Here is an 18,103-nt window from a genome sequence, read left to right as displayed (position 1 = left end):
CTTGCGGTCTTGGCTTCAGAAATCCATCAATTGGACGACACGTCGAACACCGTTTCGACGTTCGAGTTGAACTACAATCGATATGGAATGGCGAATGTAACGGACAATGTCGTCCCAGTTCATCGCCGATCCCGATTGCAGTACCAGCAGCGCCAACTGATCGATCGCGCGCTCGGGACTGTCGGCATGAATTGTCGTCAGCGATCCGGGATGACCCGTATTCACCGCGCGCAGAAATGTTGACGCTTCACGCCCACGCAGTTCGCCCAGGATAATTCGATCGGGCCGCATGCGCAGCGAAGCGATGAGCAAGTCCTCCGCTGTGACCTCAGCCTCACCCTGCCCCCACGAACCGCCAGCAGGCCGACCGCATTGGCGTGGGTCATCTGCAGTTCGGGCGTATCTTCGATGAGCACCAGGCGCTCATCTTCGTCGATCTCGTGCAGCAGTGCATTGAGGAAAGTTGTCTTGCCGGTGGACGTGCCACCGGAGACGAGGATGTTCCGCCGCTCTTTGACCGCACACGCCAACCGATCACGCATGGCTCGCGCGTCGGTGAATCCGTCTTGCGGCATCGGCGAATGAGCGGGCGTCGCTGTAGCCGCCTCATCAAAGGCCCCTGCCCTGAGATAGTCATCGAGCCGCATCGATGCAGAGACATGCTTGCGGATCGCGATCGCCACCGCACCACGTGTGGCGGGGGAAGGATGATCTGTATACGCGATCCATCGGGTAATGCCCCAGAGAGCAGCGGATGCGCCCGGCTGATCCCTTGCGCATTGAGTGCGGCGACCTGGCGGGCGAGCCGATCGAGAAGGCTCGCGCTCAACTCCGGTGCTTCGTGTCGCTTAGGCGGCTGCCCTAGCGCCTCGACCCATACCTCACCTGGTCGGTTGATGTAGATGTCGGTTATGTTGGGCGCGGAAAGGTAGGCCGCTAGTGGCGCAAGGCACGAACCGAGATAGACGTCGTTTCGTCCTTGCAGTGTGGTAAAGGCAGTTGCCGTCTTCATGAAAACACCAGATCCTTGGCCACGAACACGGTGACGCTGGCGCCCTGCCGGATCTTGAGCGTGGGCTGGATGCTGTTCTGCTGTGTGGAGAGAGCCGTCTGCGTCGACGTCGGCGTGCCGATGATCACGGTGTTGTTGGTGGCTTCACTGGTCGCTGCCCTTACGCCAACATCAAGCACAGACTGCAGGATCGCCCCACTGAAGCGCTCAAAAAAGTGGGTGTTGACCTTGCCTTTGACCCCGGCGCGCCCAAGCGGATCGGCGGCGGGAGAATCCACATCGATAATCGCGCCGTCAGGCAGCGTCATGCGATGCCACTGCACCAGCGCGCGCTTTTGCCCGAGGCTGACGTCGGCCTTGTACTCGCCCACCAGCTTGCTGCCACGCGGGATCAGCACGCGGCTGCCATCGAAGCTCATCACGTCTCGTGAGATGATTGCGCGCGCAGATCCGGCCCGCGTGGAATCGAGCGCGGTTTCCATCACGGCCTGAATGACGCTACCCTGCGGCACGGTCGCAGACGGATCCTGCAACCGGCTCGATCGGGTACGGCCAACGCCGGCATTGGCGCTCTCGTCTGCCTTGCCCGAAGGCGAGGGACCGGACGACGAGGAGGGCTGAAACACCACGCCCTCGGGCGCCATCTGCGCTGGCGCCGGCGATGTACCGGCAATTGGGTAACTGGAAGGCGGCGCAGGGCTCTGCAACACGGGCGCCGAAGTGCTCTGCCGCATCTGCGGATAGGCTTGAGGCTGGCCTCCAGATACCATCGGCGGCGGTGCGGCCCGATAGCCATCGGTTCCCGCTTCCATTGGCCGGCGCACGAGGTTCTGCGGAATGACGAGCGGCGGCGGCGAGGCGATCATGCCGCTGATTTGCGTCTGTGGCACCAGCGGCTCCTCGGTGAGACCAATGCGCCGCATCTGCAAGCCATAGAAAATGCCACCGCCGGCAGCAACGAGTGCCAAGGCAAAGACCCAGACCGCCACATTGCCTTTGCGCAGCGTGACCTGCGGACGGATATCGTTGGTCGCTGGTGAAAGATTTTGCTCAACCACCAGACTTCTCCCCTTCAAGGCGCCGTGCGTTCGCAGCCTTACGGTCGATCCGGAAGATCAGCTCATCGTAGACCCGGTCGAGCGTGTACAATCCGCCGCGCATGTAGCCGTCGATCATCTGTTCTTCACCGGTGGGGCCTAGGGCAAAGGTCGCCGGAATCGCCTGATCGCTCGCCCACTCGATGAAGGTCTTGCGGCCATCGTCGCGGATGCTCTTCGGGCGCAGCGCGCGCTCCCCGGTAACCTTGTAGCTCGCCGGCTGTTGGTCGCCCGATGCGGGCGGCATCATGAAAGGCGTGCTCTGCATCGGTGGGACGAGCCGAATGATGCGCGGCGCCTCATCGCCCTGGCTTGGCCCCAGCGAGAACTCATACGCCCGCGCAGTGGTCGTCACCGTCATCACTGCATTGCCGCCAAGCCTGGCTCCGCGAAGGGTCAAACTGTCGGCGGTTCCCGAGACGACGACGTAGAAGGCGCGCGGATCGCTGAGTTCAACCGCGGTGATGCGCGTACCTGGGGCAAACAGAAAGGTCTGCACCATGTCGGGCGCGGTGCGCACGTAAAGCGTGCCGCTGCTAGCTGAGGAGAGCGAGAGGATCCTCGGGTCGGCTCTGGCATCCTGCGCCATCGCGCTGCCTGCCATAGATAGCGCAAGCAATCCTGCTACTGCCACTGTCTTCATGGCTGGCGGACCGGGGACTGGCGGCGCGGCGGCGATGCAGCCGGGGCGGCTTGAGGCTGACGCTGGGGCTCAGCTGAGTTTTGGAGCGGCGCCTGCCCGGGAACCGGCTGCCCTTCTGGAACCTGTGCCTCAGGCGGTGGCACCACCTCAGCATCCTTGCGGTATCGGGTGACCTGGAAGCCAAGCGGGTTGAGCAGGCGATCGTCAGCGCTCATCGCGCTCGTGGCAAAACGATAGTTGATGACGGCAGCCCAGTACTCAGGCGTTCCGGCCTGCGCGCCGGGATCGCTGCGGGTCGTGGTGAAGCGCACCAGAGCCGTCGTGGGGCTGAGCGAGGAGATGCTGAGCACCTGCGTGGCCCGCACCGCGCCGCGCGGCATCGTCGCGAGCGGGCTTTGCGGATTGCTCGCCTGCATGCCTGCAAGGTAGCGATCGCGCGCTTCGCCTACGGACCACAGCGCCACCTTGCGATAGTCGGCGCGTAGCGCATTGATCTCGAAGCTCTCCCGGCTTGTCACGTATTGCGCGAGCAGCGAGCGTACCAGCGCATCGTCGGGGGTGACGTCCTGCTTGCCGAGCGGGCTCAGCGCCTGGACATTGCCGGTCTGGCGATCGACGAGCACCGTATATGGCACCACCGTCTTGAGAGGCGCAAGGGCGGCCAATGCGATCGCCTCGAGGAGCGCCACGCCTGTGGCGATGCCGGCCACGGTCCAGGCGATCTTGCGCGAACGCGATGCGCTGCGATTGCGATCGGCGGCCCAGCTTCCCGCCTCTTCGTAATAGCGCTTCAAGGTCTTGTCGCTCATATCGTTCATCGACTTCCATCCCGGCGCTGCGCCGCGCGCGAGACGCGCGCGGCAGGCCTGCGCCAGCTATTGCCAAGGGCATTTCCGCTCGCGCCGTGAGCGGCTAGGTGGTGACCGGTTGTCGTAGGCGAGGCGCCTGAAGCGCGGGCGCCCTCACCTCCGCGCAGCACATCGCCAAGCCGCGCTTCGCGCCGGATGTTTTCGGTTAGGGCATTCGCCACCGTCACCGCCCTTGCCGCGCCTTCGCTCGTGACTACAGCAGACGGCGCCGCTGCACTGCGCGCCGGTCGCTCAGTTGCCTCGGGCTTTGCCTCCGAGCGTTCGATCCCAGCCCTGGCGTTCACCGGATGGAAGCACAGCTTCGCCACAAGCACCAGCGCGCCGAGGGAGATAAGCATGAATGCCAGGCTCATCACCAGTAGTTCCACGGGTGCATCGAGTGTCGCCTGCTGCGCGGAGCGCTGGTCCAGCACCTCCTGCAGCCAGGGTTCCAAAAGTGACAATTCGACGCTGAGGACAAGCGAGGTGAGAATGGCGCCGAGGAATGTCGCCACCAAGGCGCGCAGCCATCCCTCGAACAGCGAGGCAGTGCCGGCAAACAGCAGCAGCCCGCCCATCAGCGGGGCGATCGCGATCAGGAAGCCTGTGGCAATGCGCAGCAGCGCCATCGGCCCCAACGTGCCGACGAGGTAGGCGATGCGCGCAAAGCCCAGTTCGAACCAGTCGCCCTGGGCCACGCCGAGCCGGCCAGTGCCGACGAGGTTAAGCGCGGCGATGCCCTCATCGACCGTCTGCAGCCGCGATACCAGGTCACCCGCGCTCCCGGGCAGGCCTGCGGCGGCGCCAATCGCATGGGTCAATTGCGCCGGCCCATCGAGGAACAGGTCGTAGCCCAGCACCCGCCACGCGGGCCAGCTTGCCGCAAGGGTTAGGACGATGCCGACCTTGAGCAGCGCGGCCACGCCGTCGCGCATTCCGATCGGATAGCCCAGCATCACCCGGACACCGAAAATCGCAACGAAGATCGTGAGGGCACTGGTTATCGCCAGCGACACGGGCGATCCCGGATCAGCGAGCCCAGCCCAGCCAAAGCTGCCGATCGACTGCGCCTGGCAGTCGATATGCGCCAAAGTGCCGGCAAGAAAGTCCTGACCTGTTCTAAGCGCCGGGCAATTCATAAATTGTGCTTTGCTGTTGGATCGTCAGAAAAATTGTCAGTGCCCACCGGTGTTCGTCGACCAGATCGGAATGCCTGCGGAACTGTAGATCACTACGTTGCCATCGTCTTGCACAACAAGCCTTGCACAATTCGATTGCGTGGCTGAGTTCCAGATGGAACCTGATCCGTCGCTCTTATAGAGCACGAGATTTCCGTCATTTTGAAATGCAAGGAATGTATTCAAATTACCATAAGTGTTGCTGGACCACATCGAGCCAGTTGGACCATAAAGGACCAAATTACCGTCGGTCTGCATCGTGAAGATGAAACGCCCGTCACCAGAGCGCAATTCACTCCCACCCGACAGAGTAAAGGCCTGATCCGCAGCCTCGACCATGATCCGGTTACCCGCAGCATCGAGATTATAACGGGTAAAGAAACTGCTTCCCGTTTGAGATTGGCAGGCGCTTCTCAGACGTCCGAGAGCATCATATGTGTAGTCGTTCGTCGTAGCGGAAAAAGCCGGTGCCGGTACTCCAGCGAATACGGCAGCCACCAAAATCAAAACATTCCTCATGAATCGACCGCCCCGATTGCGACGAAACCCGAGCACCATTTCTGTTCGGCCATCGCAGTCATGCCCTCGCCAGGAGCGGTTCGAGCCAGTCGGCAGGCTCATCGCCCGTCTCGGTGACGATCTCGTCGAACAGCCGCACAGTCGCCTCGCGCCCCGAGAGGATGGTCAACAGGTCCTTCTCACGCGACAGGTTGAGCCGGGCGACGACGCTGTCGTGCCCGTGCTTGATAAGGAAACAGTGCGCATTGTCCGGCAAGGTGCGCACCAGTTCGAACTCATGGGACGTGAGGCCAAAGCCGTCGATATAATCCTCGGGCCGCGCCTTGGGATTGATCATGAAAATCTGCGTTGCCGCTTGTTCGATGATGGCGCTCGCGATCCGGCTCTCTAGCGCATCCTGCGCGCTTTGCGTGGCAAAGCCGACGATCCCGTTGCGCTTGCGGATGGTCTTCTCCCAGTCCTTGATGCGCCGCACGAAGACATCGTCGTCGAGCGCCTTCCAACCTTCGTCGACAACGATGATCGCAGGCGTCCCATCGAGGCGCTCCTCGACCCGGTGGAAGAAGTAGAGCAGCGCCGGCGTGCGCGCCTGCGGATCATCTAGGATCGCGGTCATATCAAAACCGACCGTCTCGGCACTAAGGTCGGTGAGATCGGCTTCGTTGTCAAAGAGCCAGGCCCGCTCGCCCTCGCCCCACCATGGCCGCATGCGCGAATAGAGGTCGCCTGCATGCGGGCGGCTGGCCCCTCGGAACAGTTCGACAAGATGACGCAGACGGCGATGCGAGACGATCTGCCCGAAGTTCGCATCGATCGCGTCATTGACGAGTTCAGCTTCCTCCGCGCTCAGACCGCCAGCCAGGAGCGCCAGCCAGTCGGCGAGGAACTGGCGGTTGGCGGGCGTATCGGCAAGTTGGAGCGGATTGAGGCCTGACGGCGCGCCGGGACGCAGGCGATCGTACTGCCCGCCCATCGCGCGGATGAAGAGTTCGGCGCCGCGATCCTTGTCAAAGAACACGATGCGCGGAGCGAACTTGCGCGCCTGTGCCAGCAGGAAGTTGAGCACGACCGTTTTGCCCGATCCCGAGGGACCGATGATCGTGAAGTTGCCCAGATCATGATGGTGGAAGTTGAAGAAGTAAGGCCCTGCCGCCGTCGTCTCGAACAGCGTGACGGCCTCGCCCCAGTGGTTGCCGCTCGCCTTGCCGACAGGGAAGTTGTGCAGACTCGCCAGCCCGGCAAAGTTGCGCGAGGAGACCAGTGCCCGTCTGCCAATATATTTGAAGTTTCCGGGGAACTGCGCCCAGAACGCCGGCTCGAGAGCTATATCCTCGCGCACGCCGTTGATGCCAAGATCGCCCAGAGCAGCCGTTACCTCGGCGACCTGCGCATTAAGGAGGTGCTGGCTCTCGGCATGAAGCGTAATCGTCGCATGATGTTCGCCAAAGGCTGCGCGTCCGGCCGCTACTTCGTCCTTGGCGCGCGCCAGTTCGTCGCGCAGCGATAGCGCCTCGTCCTCCGCCGAGCGCATGCGCCGCAGCGCCAGGTTCATCTTGCCCAGCGCCGCGCCGCGATCGACGAAGCCGAACGATTGGCTGACCATCATTTCGAAGGGCATGCGGTAGAGATCGTCGAACATGCCGGGCAGCGTCTGGCCGGGATAGTCCTTGATCGAGATGACCGCGCCGAACTGGCGCGGCAGGTGGCCTGCGGGCGCGAGTTCGAAGGCATCCTGCCCGAAGCTGATCCGCCGCGAAGGCAGGTGCATGCCCAGATCACCGTGCGGGAGACCGACGGGGCGCATCTCGGCGTTGAACAGGTAGGACAGGAACTCGAGTGGTTCGGAGCGATAGCCAAGCTCGGTCTGATAGACGCTTAAGGTCGTCGCGCCATAGCTGCCAAGGGCCGCGAGCAGCGCTTCACGCGCGGCATCGAGCGCGCGCTTATTTGCAGCCGTTGCGGCCGCCGCTTCGCCTGCCGGCTTGAGAACGGCACGAATTCTATCGGCGAGCCCCAAACGCCCTTGCAGCGGGCGGCGCACGATCGTCAGGAGCAGGTCGTTCACGTACATCTGGCGCTGCGCCAGGCGCCCCCGCCAGCGCGCGTCGAGGCGCTGCGAGAAGGCATCGGGGAACGACGCATCGACCGTCGCCGCGGCCTTCCGGCGCATCATATGGTGATAAATCGCGAACTGCGAGTTGCCGATCGTGCGCAGCATCGCATCACGCAGTTCGCTGCGGTAATTGAGTTCGTCGCTATCGGCGGTCTCGAATAGAAAGCCGGAAAGCCGGATGGTCTGCATGAGCAGGCCATCCCGGGTCTCGATCGTCACATCGTCGAGATGGCGGGCATAAGGCAGATGCGCGCCGCTGCTCTGTTCACGAGCGATGACCTCTGGATCGCTGGTCAGGGCTGGTAGGAGTTGCATTGCCACAGCTTGTGATTGCGCACCCTGGGGCAACGGCTGACGCGCACGATCCACAGATCGAAGATACGCGGCTCACGAAGGCAGGCGATCATGCCCGCTGCGTGGATGCCGAGCGCCAGTGCGATCACCCAGAACGACTTGAAGATCAGGAAGAACTCGGCCGCAATGACGCCGTTGGCGATGAAGAACGAATAGGTCACGCCCGCGAACATCTGCGGCCGGGTCAGCGCGGTGAAAACGACATCCGTGTGCAGCGGGCTACTCATCGCAGACTAGAAACCGCCAGCGGTAGCACGAATGCCCGCAACGATACTCGCAGCGCCGAACAGCACGAAGCAGCCCAGGATCACCATCGCGCCGTAGCGCCAATTGACCCGGCCGGTCAGCATCATGAAGCCCACGGCAGCCACCGCGATCACGGCCGCTGTCGTCGCGACCGTCCCCATCAGCGTACCTTGCAACCAGTCGACCGCGCCCACGATCACGCCCGATCCTTGCGGATCGCCGTAATCGGCAGCCTTTGCCTGGCCGATGCCGACAAGCGACATCGCCAAAGCCATACCCAAACGGCGCACGACAAACCCCCTATTCAATTACTCACGCACGTGAGTGCCCATCCCTTTGCTGGCATAGCCGCCAGGGTTTTTCCAGCGCCTTGCAATATTTTAAGTGCAAAGCCGCATCGGCCTGCGTTAGCATAACCCTGAAGGGGGCTTCTTCATGGGAAACACGGACGGCGACGCCTTGGCGTCGGCACTGTTATGGGTGCAATTGCTGCTGACAGGATCGCTCGCGCAGGCGCTGGCCGTCATCGCTTTTGCAGGACTCGGGTTTGCAGCGCTCTCGGGGCGGCTCTCCCTTCGCTCCGCCGTGCGCGTGACGCTGGGCGCCTTCATCCTGTTCGGCGCACCGTCCATTGCCGCAGGTCTTGCCACCATTGGCGATCGATCGATGCCTGCTCCAACAGCGATCTACGTGCCGCCCCCGCCGACGCTCGCGACTGAGGCGGCGCGTGACGCACAGCGCCAGCAGTCCGCAGATCCATACGCGGGCGCCTCCCTGCCAATGTGAAATCTTAGCCACCGCGAAAGATCGAGAATGTATCCTGGACGAAAAATGCACGCACAATATTTCGTCGTATCCGCGGCGCTAAGCGTTCTGTTGTCCAGCAGCACCGCGTTTGCAAGCCAGCAAACGGGCACGGTTACCCTTCTTGCCGTCGCTAACAATGACGCAGCGCCAAAAGCTGTCGCCCTCAGCGGAACACGCACCACTGCCCCTGCTTGTGCAACCGATGGAATGTGGGCGTTCAAGGACATGTCCATCCTTTCGGTATTTATTACGGCAAAATTCAACAACAAACCCATCACCATCACCGGTACCGGAGCGTGCTCGGCTCAAAGTACGACCCGCGAGGAAATCGCTTATATAACCGTCGAATAACTACTTGCGCGGGCAAAACGCTCAGTTCTCCTCTTTACAAGCGTACCATCTCTAGCGGCATTCCGCGATTTGCACTCCGGCCTCGCGATTAGTCCGCCCCATCATGGAGAAAAATTGACATGCAACCGAACTCAATATTCAACGCCGCACGGAGGGTATTTGCCGCTGGTAAATTCGGCGTCCTCATGGGCACAGCCACAGCGGGATTGACAGTGTCCTGCGAAGCGCAAGCCTACACGGAGTGCACCGTGCGCATCCAGCGAGTCTATGTGGGCGAGGGCAATGTCTGGCTCGATTACACCAATGGCGGGTCGGGCTATCTTGCGTCGACTGCCCCTGACCGGGAAGGCACCCTCGCCGCCGCGACCACCGCCCTTATCGCGCAACGAGAGATGATCGTTCGTTACGCAGCCGACGGGGTAGCCTGTACCGCAACAGCAAGAGCAGACTTGATCGGGGTCTACCTCACCTGAAACGTCGAACCCGCTCGCCATTTGCCGACAGGGCATCGCGAAACGCCGGGGAGTGGCGGTCGAAGTTATCAAGCGCTTGATCCGGCAATGCTGCCAAGCGCCAGGAATTACGAGGATACGCTAATGCACGCTTATGGATCGAGCCGCCGCCTGTTTCTCTCCCTATTAGCCTTCACGGCCTCCTGGGCAGGCTCGTTCGGTAGCCCCGCCGAGGCTGCCAGCGCTACCATCCCTGCTGTCCGCAATGTCATGACCGGCAATTCCTCGAGCGGCAACGATCAGGTGTGGTTCCGCGTGACCGGTACGCCGTCGGGTGTCCCGGCTAGCTGTACGCTCAACGGGTTCAGCATCTTTTATTTGGCGACGGACGGAAAGCTTGATGGGCAAAAGGGGATGGCTCTTCTCCTTTCTGCGCAGATGAGCCGGCAGCCGGTTCAGATCGATTTCGATGTCGCTACGTCAAGCAGCGATTTCTGGGGTTGGGGTGTGTCGAGTTGCAAGGTCAATCGGATCGTCATCGGCGACTGACCCCCACAATGAAAGAGTTAATATGAAGTTTGGACATTGCTTGCCTCCCATGTCCCTCGCGTTCGCAGTTCTATCCGCATTCCCGGCGCAAGCGGGAGCGTCATCTCTGGGGCAAATAACCGTAGTATTGCCTCACACCGGCGGCTTCTTCTTTAATATGAGCAGCGCACGCACGTCTGCGCCGTCGTGCGCGACCGCCGCCAATCGTTGGGTTATCAATTCCGCAACCTCACAAGGGCAGGCGATGATAGCAGGACTACTTACAGCGTACACCACCGGCAAACGCATTACGGTTAAAGGAACCGGAAGCTGCTCGGTGTGGGCAGATACTGAAACGGTTGAATCCTTTCAGATCGAAGATTGATTGCACTTGCCACACTGAGCGGCGGGGCGTTCGTCAGTCATTATCAATGAACACAGTCTGATAATAAGCGGCTAAGGAAAACAAGCGATGAGATGCGTTAAACTAATCGTTCTGTCGTTGGCACTGGCCCATGGAAGTGCTGCGTTGGCGGACGGCTCTAGCGGCAATACCAGTATAAAGACCATTGTGGTTGAACCCAGCGGAACTTGGCTCGAGGTTGCCTCCACGACGAACCCGGACAACTGCGGATCCACCCAGCGACTTAAGCTCGTCGAAGCCTCGGGTGTGACAGAGCGCATGTTTGCCGCTGCCTTGACGTCGAAATCTTCGCACAGGCCAGTCAGCTTATGGTTAAGCGGATGTACCACGACACCTTGGGGCTACACGGCGCCGATAGTATATTCCATCACTCTCCCGGAGTGAGCGAGTTTCCGCTTGGGCCGCGGATTGTCCATCCTTTCGCCAGGTCGGACAGAAGGCGCAATACGCACACTTCAGACGGCGCGGAGAGGATGGCCGGCTCCTCTCTGCCAGATCGCAAATGATATGGCATGAACGGGCGAGGAGCCGCATCAATGAAGCTGAAGATTGCTGTGGCAGCTATGATCACCGTCACACCCACAGCCGCGTACGCCAGCGAACGAGGCCCGGGTATGATCACAGATTTACAGATCGATGGCACCAGCGCCGTCTTTGCCGTAGGCGGGCCCGTAACGAACCGGCCTCCATGCGCCATCTGGGACCGCCTAACCTTTAACGTTACGACGCCGGCTGGCCAGGCGATGTTTGCCTACCTGATAAGCGCCCAGGCTATTGGCAAACGCGTGCGGGTGAATGGGACCGGATCCTGCAGTCAGGCTCCTGATCACGAAACGGCGATAAGCGTGCGGGACGGCCAGTGAGATCGACTATGCGCACCCCTTGTCATCATAAGATGTGGAACGAACAATGTCCGGAAAGTTCATGAAGTGTATTTTGGCCTCGGTCATCATGGCGGTCTCTGCCGGGACGGCAACGGCCGCATCGAACACAGACGTCAATGGACTAGTTCTGACCCTGCAACACTACGAGGGGCATAGCGGCGTTCTTGTCAAATTGGACCAGCAAATGGTCGATCCAGAGAGCTGTGGCCGGAGTGATTGGTACATCATGCCTGACAGCAGTCCTCGCGCACAATTGGTGCAGTCCATGCTCCTGCAGGCGCAAAGTACACAGCGGCGGGTCTACGTTACCATTAATGGTTGCCTTGATGGCATACCTAAGATCATAGCCGTTAGAAACGGCGTTTAATAAGAGCCTGGAGTATATCTAATGCGCTTTCGCAGCTCACCCGTGCTCGGCTTGGCCATATTTTTCTCAATCTACGGCTCAGCAGCGTATGCCGATGCTAACATCGAAGCAGTACCCACAAATTGGCGACTGGAAAATTACACCGATGGCCCAGGACTGGTAGCATGGTTTACGGGGTCAAACTGCGCAAATGGGCGATTGTCCTTCCCGTCGACGACAAAGGAAGAAGAAAAGAGCCGGTTTTATGCAATGATTCTCAGCGCCAAAATGGGCTTGAAGGCAGTCGGCATTTTCTACGAGACCAATTCCGGAAACTGCCAAATCAAGAGCTTTTATCTTCAGTAATACCTCTGCAACCCATCTGATTGCGAATGTTATCGCAAAATCCGCTGGGTGCGCGAACCGCGAGCAGTGACCGACTGAACCGCATCTCGTAACAACTTCTTTGCGAAAGCACCAGAAGCAAATGAAAGACATACATTAAATGGCGGATAATCACACCTCCACGGTGACCAGTAAATGGAATGCCCGCTCTCTCCGTTGCCAAGCTGCTGCCCTAGTTGGCATCTTCGGCCTTTGCGCAGGAGCGCACCCGGCACAAGCCTTCACCGAATGCGAAGCGAAGATCGAGAAAATTTGGTCAGGTGATGCTGGGTATATCTGGCTGCATCTTGTTGGGGGCGGCGCTGCCGTCGTGCTTCCGAATGATCCCAACAAAGAGTCCGTTCTGGCAATGGGCCTGACCGCGCTGGCAGGCTCGAGAAAGGTCATCATTCGATACGCAGCCAATAGCGCAAACTGTAATGAATTTGGCCGGATGGACTTTGTCGGCATGTACCTGTTTTAGCCGGCTTACCGCACATCGATCACAAAAAGGATGATATATATATGAAAAAAACTGCGCTTCTCGCTTGTAGCCTAATGGCCTTGGGTACTATCGCACCCGCGGACGCTACCACGGCTACGGGGAAAGTTATCCGCGTGGAAGGACGCGCGGACAATACTTGCCGATATGTGTCGGTGAAAACTCCCTCTGGCGGTCTACTCATGCTTCGGATCGCCGCAGGTGCAGGTTCAGAAGGTATCATGGCGGTTGCTATGACGGCATTGAGCGCCAGCCAGAACGTCGAGGTAGAATATTCAAGCGCGTCGATGTGCGGGGGAACAGAGATGGCGATATCCACCATCGCCCTGATAGCAAATTGATGAACCGTTTCGTGCATGCTGCCGGGGAAATAGGTTTGCACCGCTATAGGTACTGACCTGCCCCCTCCAACGATCCTCGCTCATAACGAGAATCTCGCGGTTGATATTGACCCTGTCCCAGTTCCGCCACCGGCGAGAATGAGAGGTCCGGCGCTTCATCGGCCGGGGTCATAAACGCCATGGATGTGTGAGGTTGGGTCTCGTTGAAGTCCGTCCGACACACCTCGATCTTGCTCCGAATTGCCACTTGCCTTTTTTAAATTCGAACACCTCAAGGACGCGATCGCGTCTCCCGGCGGCTCCCTAAAACCGCAACACGAATTGTTTTGCCCTTACGAAGTAGCGGAAGTGGCCGATGGCCGATCTTATCGTGTTCTTCTCGAGGCTATTGTTAATGGGAACTCGCTAATTGAGGACGCGCTATGTCATCCGATCCCCATTCCGCGGCTCTCCGCAGGCCTGTCGCCGTCGACCAACTCTGCCCCGCGTGATGATGCGATCGCACTATGCCGTTCCCCGCTTCTGCTCTCGATCGCATCGGCAAGCTTCTCCTTGCTGTCAGTATAGATTGCGGCGTGCTGCCGCGCCCGGCTGATCGCCACATAGGCGGACCTTGCATCCACGGTATTCGCCCTGAAGCTCTCCAGATGCGTCATCGACCGATCCGCTGTCGCGCCCTGGCTGCCATGCACGGTGCCAACCCAACCGTGCCGGATGTGCCGGTCACCGGTATTGTCCAGCGACAAGGTATGCTCGCGGCCGCGGGCGTCTAGGGCGGTCAAAGTACGAGTCTCGGTATCGATACCCACCACTGCCGCAGTGGCACCATTCACCCGGCCGGCCTGACGATCGTTGCGGGTAAACTGCACCCGGTCGCCTGCCGAGAATTCACGCTGCACCCCACTGAAGGCCTCCGCCTGCCCCCGTCCCCACTTGTCGAGACGCCACTCGATCGCCCGCCCCTGCTGGTCGTGAAGCGCGATCCGGTTAAGGTCGCCGTCGACGCGCGCGACCCGGTACGCCTGCCCCTTCTCGATGCCATGACGTACATAGTCACGCCGGAACGTCACCACATCGCCAATCTCGTACCCGCGCGCGTGGCGCGCCTCCTCCCGGGTCAGCCCCTTGCTCTCCAACGTCGCCACGGTGACGGTCTCACCCCGGATTGTGCCGTCCTTACGCAGCTCAGCCCGAATAGCCTGCGTCAGTAGCTCGCGCCCCTCGCGCGTCGTATCCATGACCAGCGTGCGCTCACGCTCCCGGACAGACAATGCGGCATAGTCTCGGGCCATCGCAACCCGCCTGTCGTCAACATCAGCAAACTCGGCGACACGCCCGCCACCGCGATCCAGCGCCTCGAGCGCCCGCCTACCGTCGCCAGCGATCGTCGCCTGTACCGCTTCGCGCGTCAGGTCGTTCTGCTGGCGCACGATCTTGTCGAGCACGAAGGTCCGCATGCCTGCGTCCTGAAGCTGACCGAACGCCCTACCGGCCTCGACACTGCCAAGCTGCTTTACATCACCCACCAGCACCACCCGCGCATCCGCGCGCTCGGCCATGCCGAGCAGGCGCGCCATGTCGCGCGCACCGACCATCGAGGCCTCGTCGATAATCCAGACTTCGCGGGCCTTGCCTGCCTCGGCCACGAGCGTATCGCCGGTCAGCACCGCCTTGGCGACCGTATCGCCCTTCGTGCCAATCGCGCCACCCAGCACGGCTGCCGCCGCGGCCGTGGGCGCAAAGGCGCGCACCTGATACCCCGCACTGCGCATCCCTTCCGCATAGGTCGCGAGCACCGTGGTGGTCTTGGCGGTGCCAGCATAGCCCTGCACACCGGCGACACGGTCGTGACCGGCCAGGAGACCGACAGTCGCGGACTGCTGCCCCTGCGTCCACTTGTACCCTTGCGCCTCTGCGAAGAAGGCGGCTGTGGTGACAATCCGGGCAGCGTCCTGCCGCGAATGCGGCGCTGCGGCTGCATCCCGCCCGCCATGCTCGATTGCCAGCATGCGCCGTTCGGTCGCCACTGCCTCCCGCGTCGTGAAGCCCTGCCCCGCCGCCCCGCGTTCGCGTGCAACCAGTTCACCACCTGCTCGCGCCCTACCGACAGCTGCAGCAATCTCGGCCGCGCTCGCTCTACCACCCGCGTGTTCGCCCGCGCGCGCTTCCAGCGCGGCGGCCCCGAACACCGCCTCACGCTCCGACAAATGACGCGCCGCGGCAGCTACGGCCAGCGTAGCGGCGACCTCCGCCCTACCCGTCTCCGCCAGTCCGCGTGGCCCATCCTTTGCCGCGCGGCTCTCCGCATCTGCGATCGCCGCGATGCGCTCGGCCTCGCCGAACCCGGCCGCGTCGGCCTGGGCCTGCCAGCCCGGCACCAGCGCCTCGCGCGGGGTCTCTTCCTTTGCCTGACGGGTGGCCAGCGTCAGCGTCGCCTTCTCGGCAGCGGTCGCGTTGGCCCGGGTCTTGCCGCGCTCGGCCAATGCGGCTTCCACCTGATTACCCCGCGCGCTGAACTGCCGGATCGCCGCCTCGGGAACGGCTGCCAGCTCGAACATCGAGCCCTTGGCCTCCCGCAGCGCATAACCGAGCTGGCGCGCCTCCTGCGCCAGCGCCTGCCGGTAGATCGCGCCCGCATCCTTGTAGATGCGGAAGAACGAGAGGCTTTCCAGACTACGCCATATCCCCGCCTTGTCCTGCGTGGCATTCAGGATCACAGCATGGGTGTGAAGCTGGGGATCCTGTGCACGGCTGGTATTGTGGCGGAAGGTCGCCACCGCCAGTTTGCCGGTCTCGACCGTCTTGATTTCGCCGCCTTCACGAACCCGGGTCGCAGCGCCGTGCCGCTCGATATAATCGAGGGCCGTCCGCACCGCCTTGTCGTGGGCGCCGATGAGGCGCCGGTCACCGGCGACCTCGGCCATGATCGATACCGACTTGGGCGCAGAGAAGGTCACATCCCAGCCCGGCCGATGCTCACGCTCGCCGTTGCGGATGGTGCCAAGCTGCCGGCCATTGGGCAGGTCGCCTTCGAGGCCGCTTTTGAAGGCGGCGCGGGCCACTTCGCCGATCAGCCCCAGCGCCTTGGCACCCTCGCCGAACCAGGCGCTCGGTGCCTCGCCGCCTTCCGAATAATAGTCGTCAGCTTCGTAGTAGCTGGAAGCCTGCGCGGCGCTCTTCAGAGCTGCGACGCTGGCAACCACTTACAGCGCTCCCCGGCGGTGCGGTCCTCGTTTGGGTCCGGCATCGCTGCCGCAGAAGCAGGTGATGATGTCGGCGCCAGCTTCGGCTCCGACGCCGGCACCTGTACCGATACCGTCGCAGTTCCCAAAGGCACGGTAGCCTCCGCGATATCGGGCCGCTCCATATGCGCACGGCTGATCTCAACGCGCGCGATCGGCAAGCCCGACAAGCGCAGAAAGCCGGTCAGCGGCGGCAAGTGACCGATCTCGCTGTCGAGCACGATCTGCTTGGTCTGCCGTAAGGTCGAGAGCGAACCCTTGTCGCTCATGGCGTCGCTGTCGAGTGACGCGCTCGAGCGATGTTCCTCGATCTCCGACCGCCCCAGCAGCTCGGTGGCCCATCTGGTACTCTCCGGATCGCCGAGACGCATGACAAGCTGCGTGCCGGTCTGACCGACGATCGTGCCTGTGGCATGCTGGCCGTAGGTTTCACGAAGCTGACCGATCGCCTGGAAGGCGATCACCACCGCTGCCCCAAACTTGCGCCCCTCAGGGAGCAAGCTCAGCAGCCCCGATGCGCGCGGCAGCGCCGGCAATTCGTCGAGGATCAGCCACGCCCGGGGCGCGCCGCGGATCGGCCGGTCCAGGATCGCGGCGACGGCGCAGTCCAGCCAGCACCCCAGCAGCGGTTTTGCCGCGGCAAAATTGCGCTTGCGCGAAGCCAGGAATATCCAGGGCTTGGCGCCTTCGATGTGCGGCAGGCGCTGATAGAAGTCGTCGAAGCTGAGGCGGGGTCCATCCCCCGGCGTCCGCTTCAAAGAGCCTACGATCTTCGCCGCTTCGGCGAGGCAGAACAACACGCTCGCGGTCGCCTTGTCAGCATCCTTCTGGAATACCCGCGATGCTTCTGTCCCGCGCGTCAGGGTCGCCAATTGATCGGGGGCCATGTCGCGAAGGGCATAGACCAGTTCGCCGACACTGCCCCTGCCCTGCTCCCACAGGCGCCGGATCACCGCAGCGGCGACAAGCCGGGCCTGATCGTACCAGACATCATCGCCAGTAGCGTTGCCTCCTGGTTTTGGGACAATGAACCCTGCCAGCCGGTCGGCATCGGAGGCGGAGCGCACGTCATCAAAAGGGTTCCAGTAGGCGCACCGCTCATCGAAGGGATTGAGGATCAGGTCGCCCCGTTCAGGACGGTAGTAGCGCGCGACATAGCCGCCATCGACATCATGGACGAACGCATGCTGGCCGCGCCGTTCCACCTCATCGAGCAGCGCCCATATCGCGGTCGTCTTGCCGGTACCCGTCGCACCGGCGAACAGGAAGTGCCGCGCCTCCTCACTCTCAGGGACCGGCACCCCGCCGATCGTCACCGGATGTGTTCCACTGCCAACTGCGACCATGCGCGCAAGCGTCTTTGCATCCACCCGCTCAGCGCCGCGCACCGTCCGGTCGCGGCCGGCGCGCTCGCCTTCCGCCAGCCAGGCCCGGCGGCGCCAGCGGTACAGCGGTACGCCAATGGCGATCCCGCACAGCACCGCACAGATCCCCATCCGCCACAGCAGACGCTTGAAGGCACGGGTGGCCGGGCTCTGGGGAGCAAGGATCTCATCACGTACCGCAACCCGGGCGCGCGCCTCATATGTCTGGAGGTTGCGGCCAAACGGATCGAGCAGCTCACGTCCCTGAACCTTGAGATAAAGGCTGGCCCCGCGCCGGGTGAGGTCGGGCGCCGTCTTCCATCCCGCAAAGGCGCCCACACCGGCACACACCAGAATTAGGATCGACGCCACCTGGGCCCGGGCGTTGATGCCAGCCCAGATCCGGTTCTGGCTCGCCTGACCGCGCGAGAGGATTTCTGCGCGGGGCGTCATCGATCAGACCTTGCC

At 62.0% G+C, this 18,103-nt stretch carries 21 protein-coding genes; 9 read left to right on the top strand and 12 right to left on the bottom strand.

Annotated elements, in window-relative coordinates; all coding sequences use genetic code 11:
- Positions 1-15 precede the first annotated feature (15 nt).
- From KZO24_RS18110 to KZO24_RS18065, 10 genes are all read right to left on the bottom strand, one after another.
- Positions 16-291, bottom strand: coding sequence for an ATPase, T2SS/T4P/T4SS family (locus KZO24_RS18110; RefSeq protein WP_486487501.1), 276 nt, complete (start codon positions 289-291; stop codon positions 16-18).
- A complete protein-coding gene (locus KZO24_RS18105; RefSeq protein ID WP_486487500.1) occupies positions 222-683 on the bottom strand; it encodes an ATPase, T2SS/T4P/T4SS family in 462 nt (153 codons plus the stop codon). The genes KZO24_RS18110 and KZO24_RS18105 overlap by 70 nt, the downstream gene beginning before the upstream one ends.
- A 325-nt stretch (positions 684-1,008) precedes the next feature.
- Complete coding sequence (locus tag KZO24_RS18100; RefSeq protein ID WP_486487499.1) at positions 1,009-2,070, bottom strand: TraB/TrbI/VirB10 family type IV secretion system protein; 1,062 nt, start codon at positions 2,068-2,070, stop codon at positions 1,009-1,011.
- Positions 2,063-2,713, bottom strand: a complete 651-nt coding sequence (locus tag KZO24_RS18095; protein ID WP_486487498.1) for a TrbG/VirB9 family P-type conjugative transfer protein — start codon at positions 2,711-2,713, stop codon at positions 2,063-2,065. Before KZO24_RS18095 ends, KZO24_RS18100 begins: the two co-directional genes overlap by 8 nt.
- A 35-nt stretch (positions 2,714-2,748) precedes the next feature.
- A complete protein-coding gene (locus KZO24_RS18090) occupies positions 2,749-3,570 on the bottom strand; it encodes a VirB8 family type IV secretion system protein (RefSeq protein WP_486487497.1) in 822 nt (273 codons plus the stop codon).
- On the bottom strand, positions 3,567-4,691 hold the full coding sequence (locus KZO24_RS18085; protein WP_486487496.1) for a type IV secretion system protein: 1,125 nt from the start codon (positions 4,689-4,691) through the stop codon (positions 3,567-3,569). Before KZO24_RS18085 ends, KZO24_RS18090 begins: the two co-directional genes overlap by 4 nt.
- An 84-nt stretch (positions 4,692-4,775) precedes the next feature.
- Positions 4,776-5,399 carry a hypothetical protein gene (locus KZO24_RS18080; protein WP_486487495.1) on the bottom strand — a complete coding sequence of 208 codons (624 nt, stop codon included), beginning with the start codon at positions 5,397-5,399 and terminating at the stop codon, positions 4,776-4,778.
- Entirely contained in the window at positions 5,356-7,725 is a 2,370-nt protein-coding gene (locus tag KZO24_RS18075; protein ID WP_486487494.1) for a VirB4 family type IV secretion/conjugal transfer ATPase, read from the bottom strand. Before KZO24_RS18075 ends, KZO24_RS18080 begins: the two co-directional genes overlap by 44 nt.
- Positions 7,704-7,991 carry a VirB3 family type IV secretion system protein gene (locus KZO24_RS18070; protein ID WP_486487493.1) on the bottom strand — a complete coding sequence of 96 codons (288 nt, stop codon included), beginning with the start codon at positions 7,989-7,991 and terminating at the stop codon, positions 7,704-7,706. The genes KZO24_RS18075 and KZO24_RS18070 overlap by 22 nt, the downstream gene beginning before the upstream one ends.
- Before the next feature lie 6 nt (positions 7,992-7,997).
- On the bottom strand, positions 7,998-8,285 hold the full coding sequence (locus KZO24_RS18065; RefSeq protein WP_486487719.1) for a TrbC/VirB2 family protein: 288 nt from the start codon (positions 8,283-8,285) through the stop codon (positions 7,998-8,000).
- Positions 8,286-8,445: 160 nt separating this feature from the next.
- Here KZO24_RS18065 and KZO24_RS18060 point away from each other — a divergent pair, with 160 nt between their 5' ends.
- The 9 genes from KZO24_RS18060 (at position 8,446) to KZO24_RS18020 (ending at position 13,029) form a co-directional block, all read left to right on the top strand.
- Positions 8,446-8,796, top strand: coding sequence for a TrbC/VirB2 family protein (locus tag KZO24_RS18060; RefSeq protein WP_486487492.1), 351 nt, complete (start codon positions 8,446-8,448; stop codon positions 8,794-8,796).
- Between the two features lie 45 nt (positions 8,797-8,841).
- Positions 8,842-9,168: a hypothetical protein gene (locus tag KZO24_RS18055; RefSeq protein ID WP_486487491.1), complete on the top strand. Its 327-nt coding sequence runs from the start codon at positions 8,842-8,844 to the stop codon at positions 9,166-9,168.
- A gap of 119 nt (positions 9,169-9,287) precedes the next feature.
- A complete protein-coding gene (locus KZO24_RS18050; protein WP_486487490.1) occupies positions 9,288-9,641 on the top strand; it encodes a hypothetical protein in 354 nt (117 codons plus the stop codon).
- A 123-nt stretch (positions 9,642-9,764) separates the two neighbouring features.
- Entirely contained in the window at positions 9,765-10,169 is a 405-nt protein-coding gene (locus tag KZO24_RS18045) for a hypothetical protein (protein WP_486487489.1), read from the top strand.
- Between the two features lie 939 nt (positions 10,170-11,108).
- Positions 11,109-11,435: a hypothetical protein gene (locus KZO24_RS18040; protein WP_486487488.1), complete on the top strand. Its 327-nt coding sequence runs from the start codon at positions 11,109-11,111 to the stop codon at positions 11,433-11,435.
- A gap of 46 nt (positions 11,436-11,481) precedes the next feature.
- On the top strand, positions 11,482-11,823 hold the full coding sequence (locus KZO24_RS18035) for a hypothetical protein (RefSeq protein ID WP_486487487.1): 342 nt from the start codon (positions 11,482-11,484) through the stop codon (positions 11,821-11,823).
- 21 nt (positions 11,824-11,844) lie between these two features.
- Positions 11,845-12,168 (top strand): hypothetical protein, encoded by a 324-nt coding sequence (locus KZO24_RS18030; RefSeq protein WP_486487486.1) that lies wholly within the window; start codon positions 11,845-11,847, stop codon positions 12,166-12,168.
- A 139-nt stretch (positions 12,169-12,307) separates the two neighbouring features.
- Entirely contained in the window at positions 12,308-12,670 is a 363-nt protein-coding gene (locus KZO24_RS18025; RefSeq protein ID WP_486487485.1) for a hypothetical protein, read from the top strand.
- 200 nt (positions 12,671-12,870) lie between these two features.
- A complete protein-coding gene (locus KZO24_RS18020; protein ID WP_486487484.1) occupies positions 12,871-13,029 on the top strand; it encodes a hypothetical protein in 159 nt (52 codons plus the stop codon).
- A 425-nt stretch (positions 13,030-13,454) separates the two neighbouring features.
- Here the strand turns inward: KZO24_RS18020 and mobF are convergent, their stop codons facing one another.
- Positions 13,455-16,232: a MobF family relaxase gene (gene mobF, locus KZO24_RS18015; RefSeq protein WP_486487483.1), complete on the bottom strand. Its 2,778-nt coding sequence runs from the start codon at positions 16,230-16,232 to the stop codon at positions 13,455-13,457.
- Positions 16,208-18,088 carry a type IV secretion system DNA-binding domain-containing protein gene (locus KZO24_RS18010; protein ID WP_486487482.1) on the bottom strand — a complete coding sequence of 627 codons (1,881 nt, stop codon included), beginning with the start codon at positions 18,086-18,088 and terminating at the stop codon, positions 16,208-16,210. The genes mobF and KZO24_RS18010 overlap by 25 nt, the downstream gene beginning before the upstream one ends.
- Between the last annotated feature and the right edge of the window lie 15 nt (positions 18,089-18,103).

Source organism: Novosphingobium sp. NFX11 (assembly GCF_057376415.1).
Note: the sequence above shows the minus strand (reverse complement) of the source record. Positions and strands in the feature narration are given on the sequence as shown.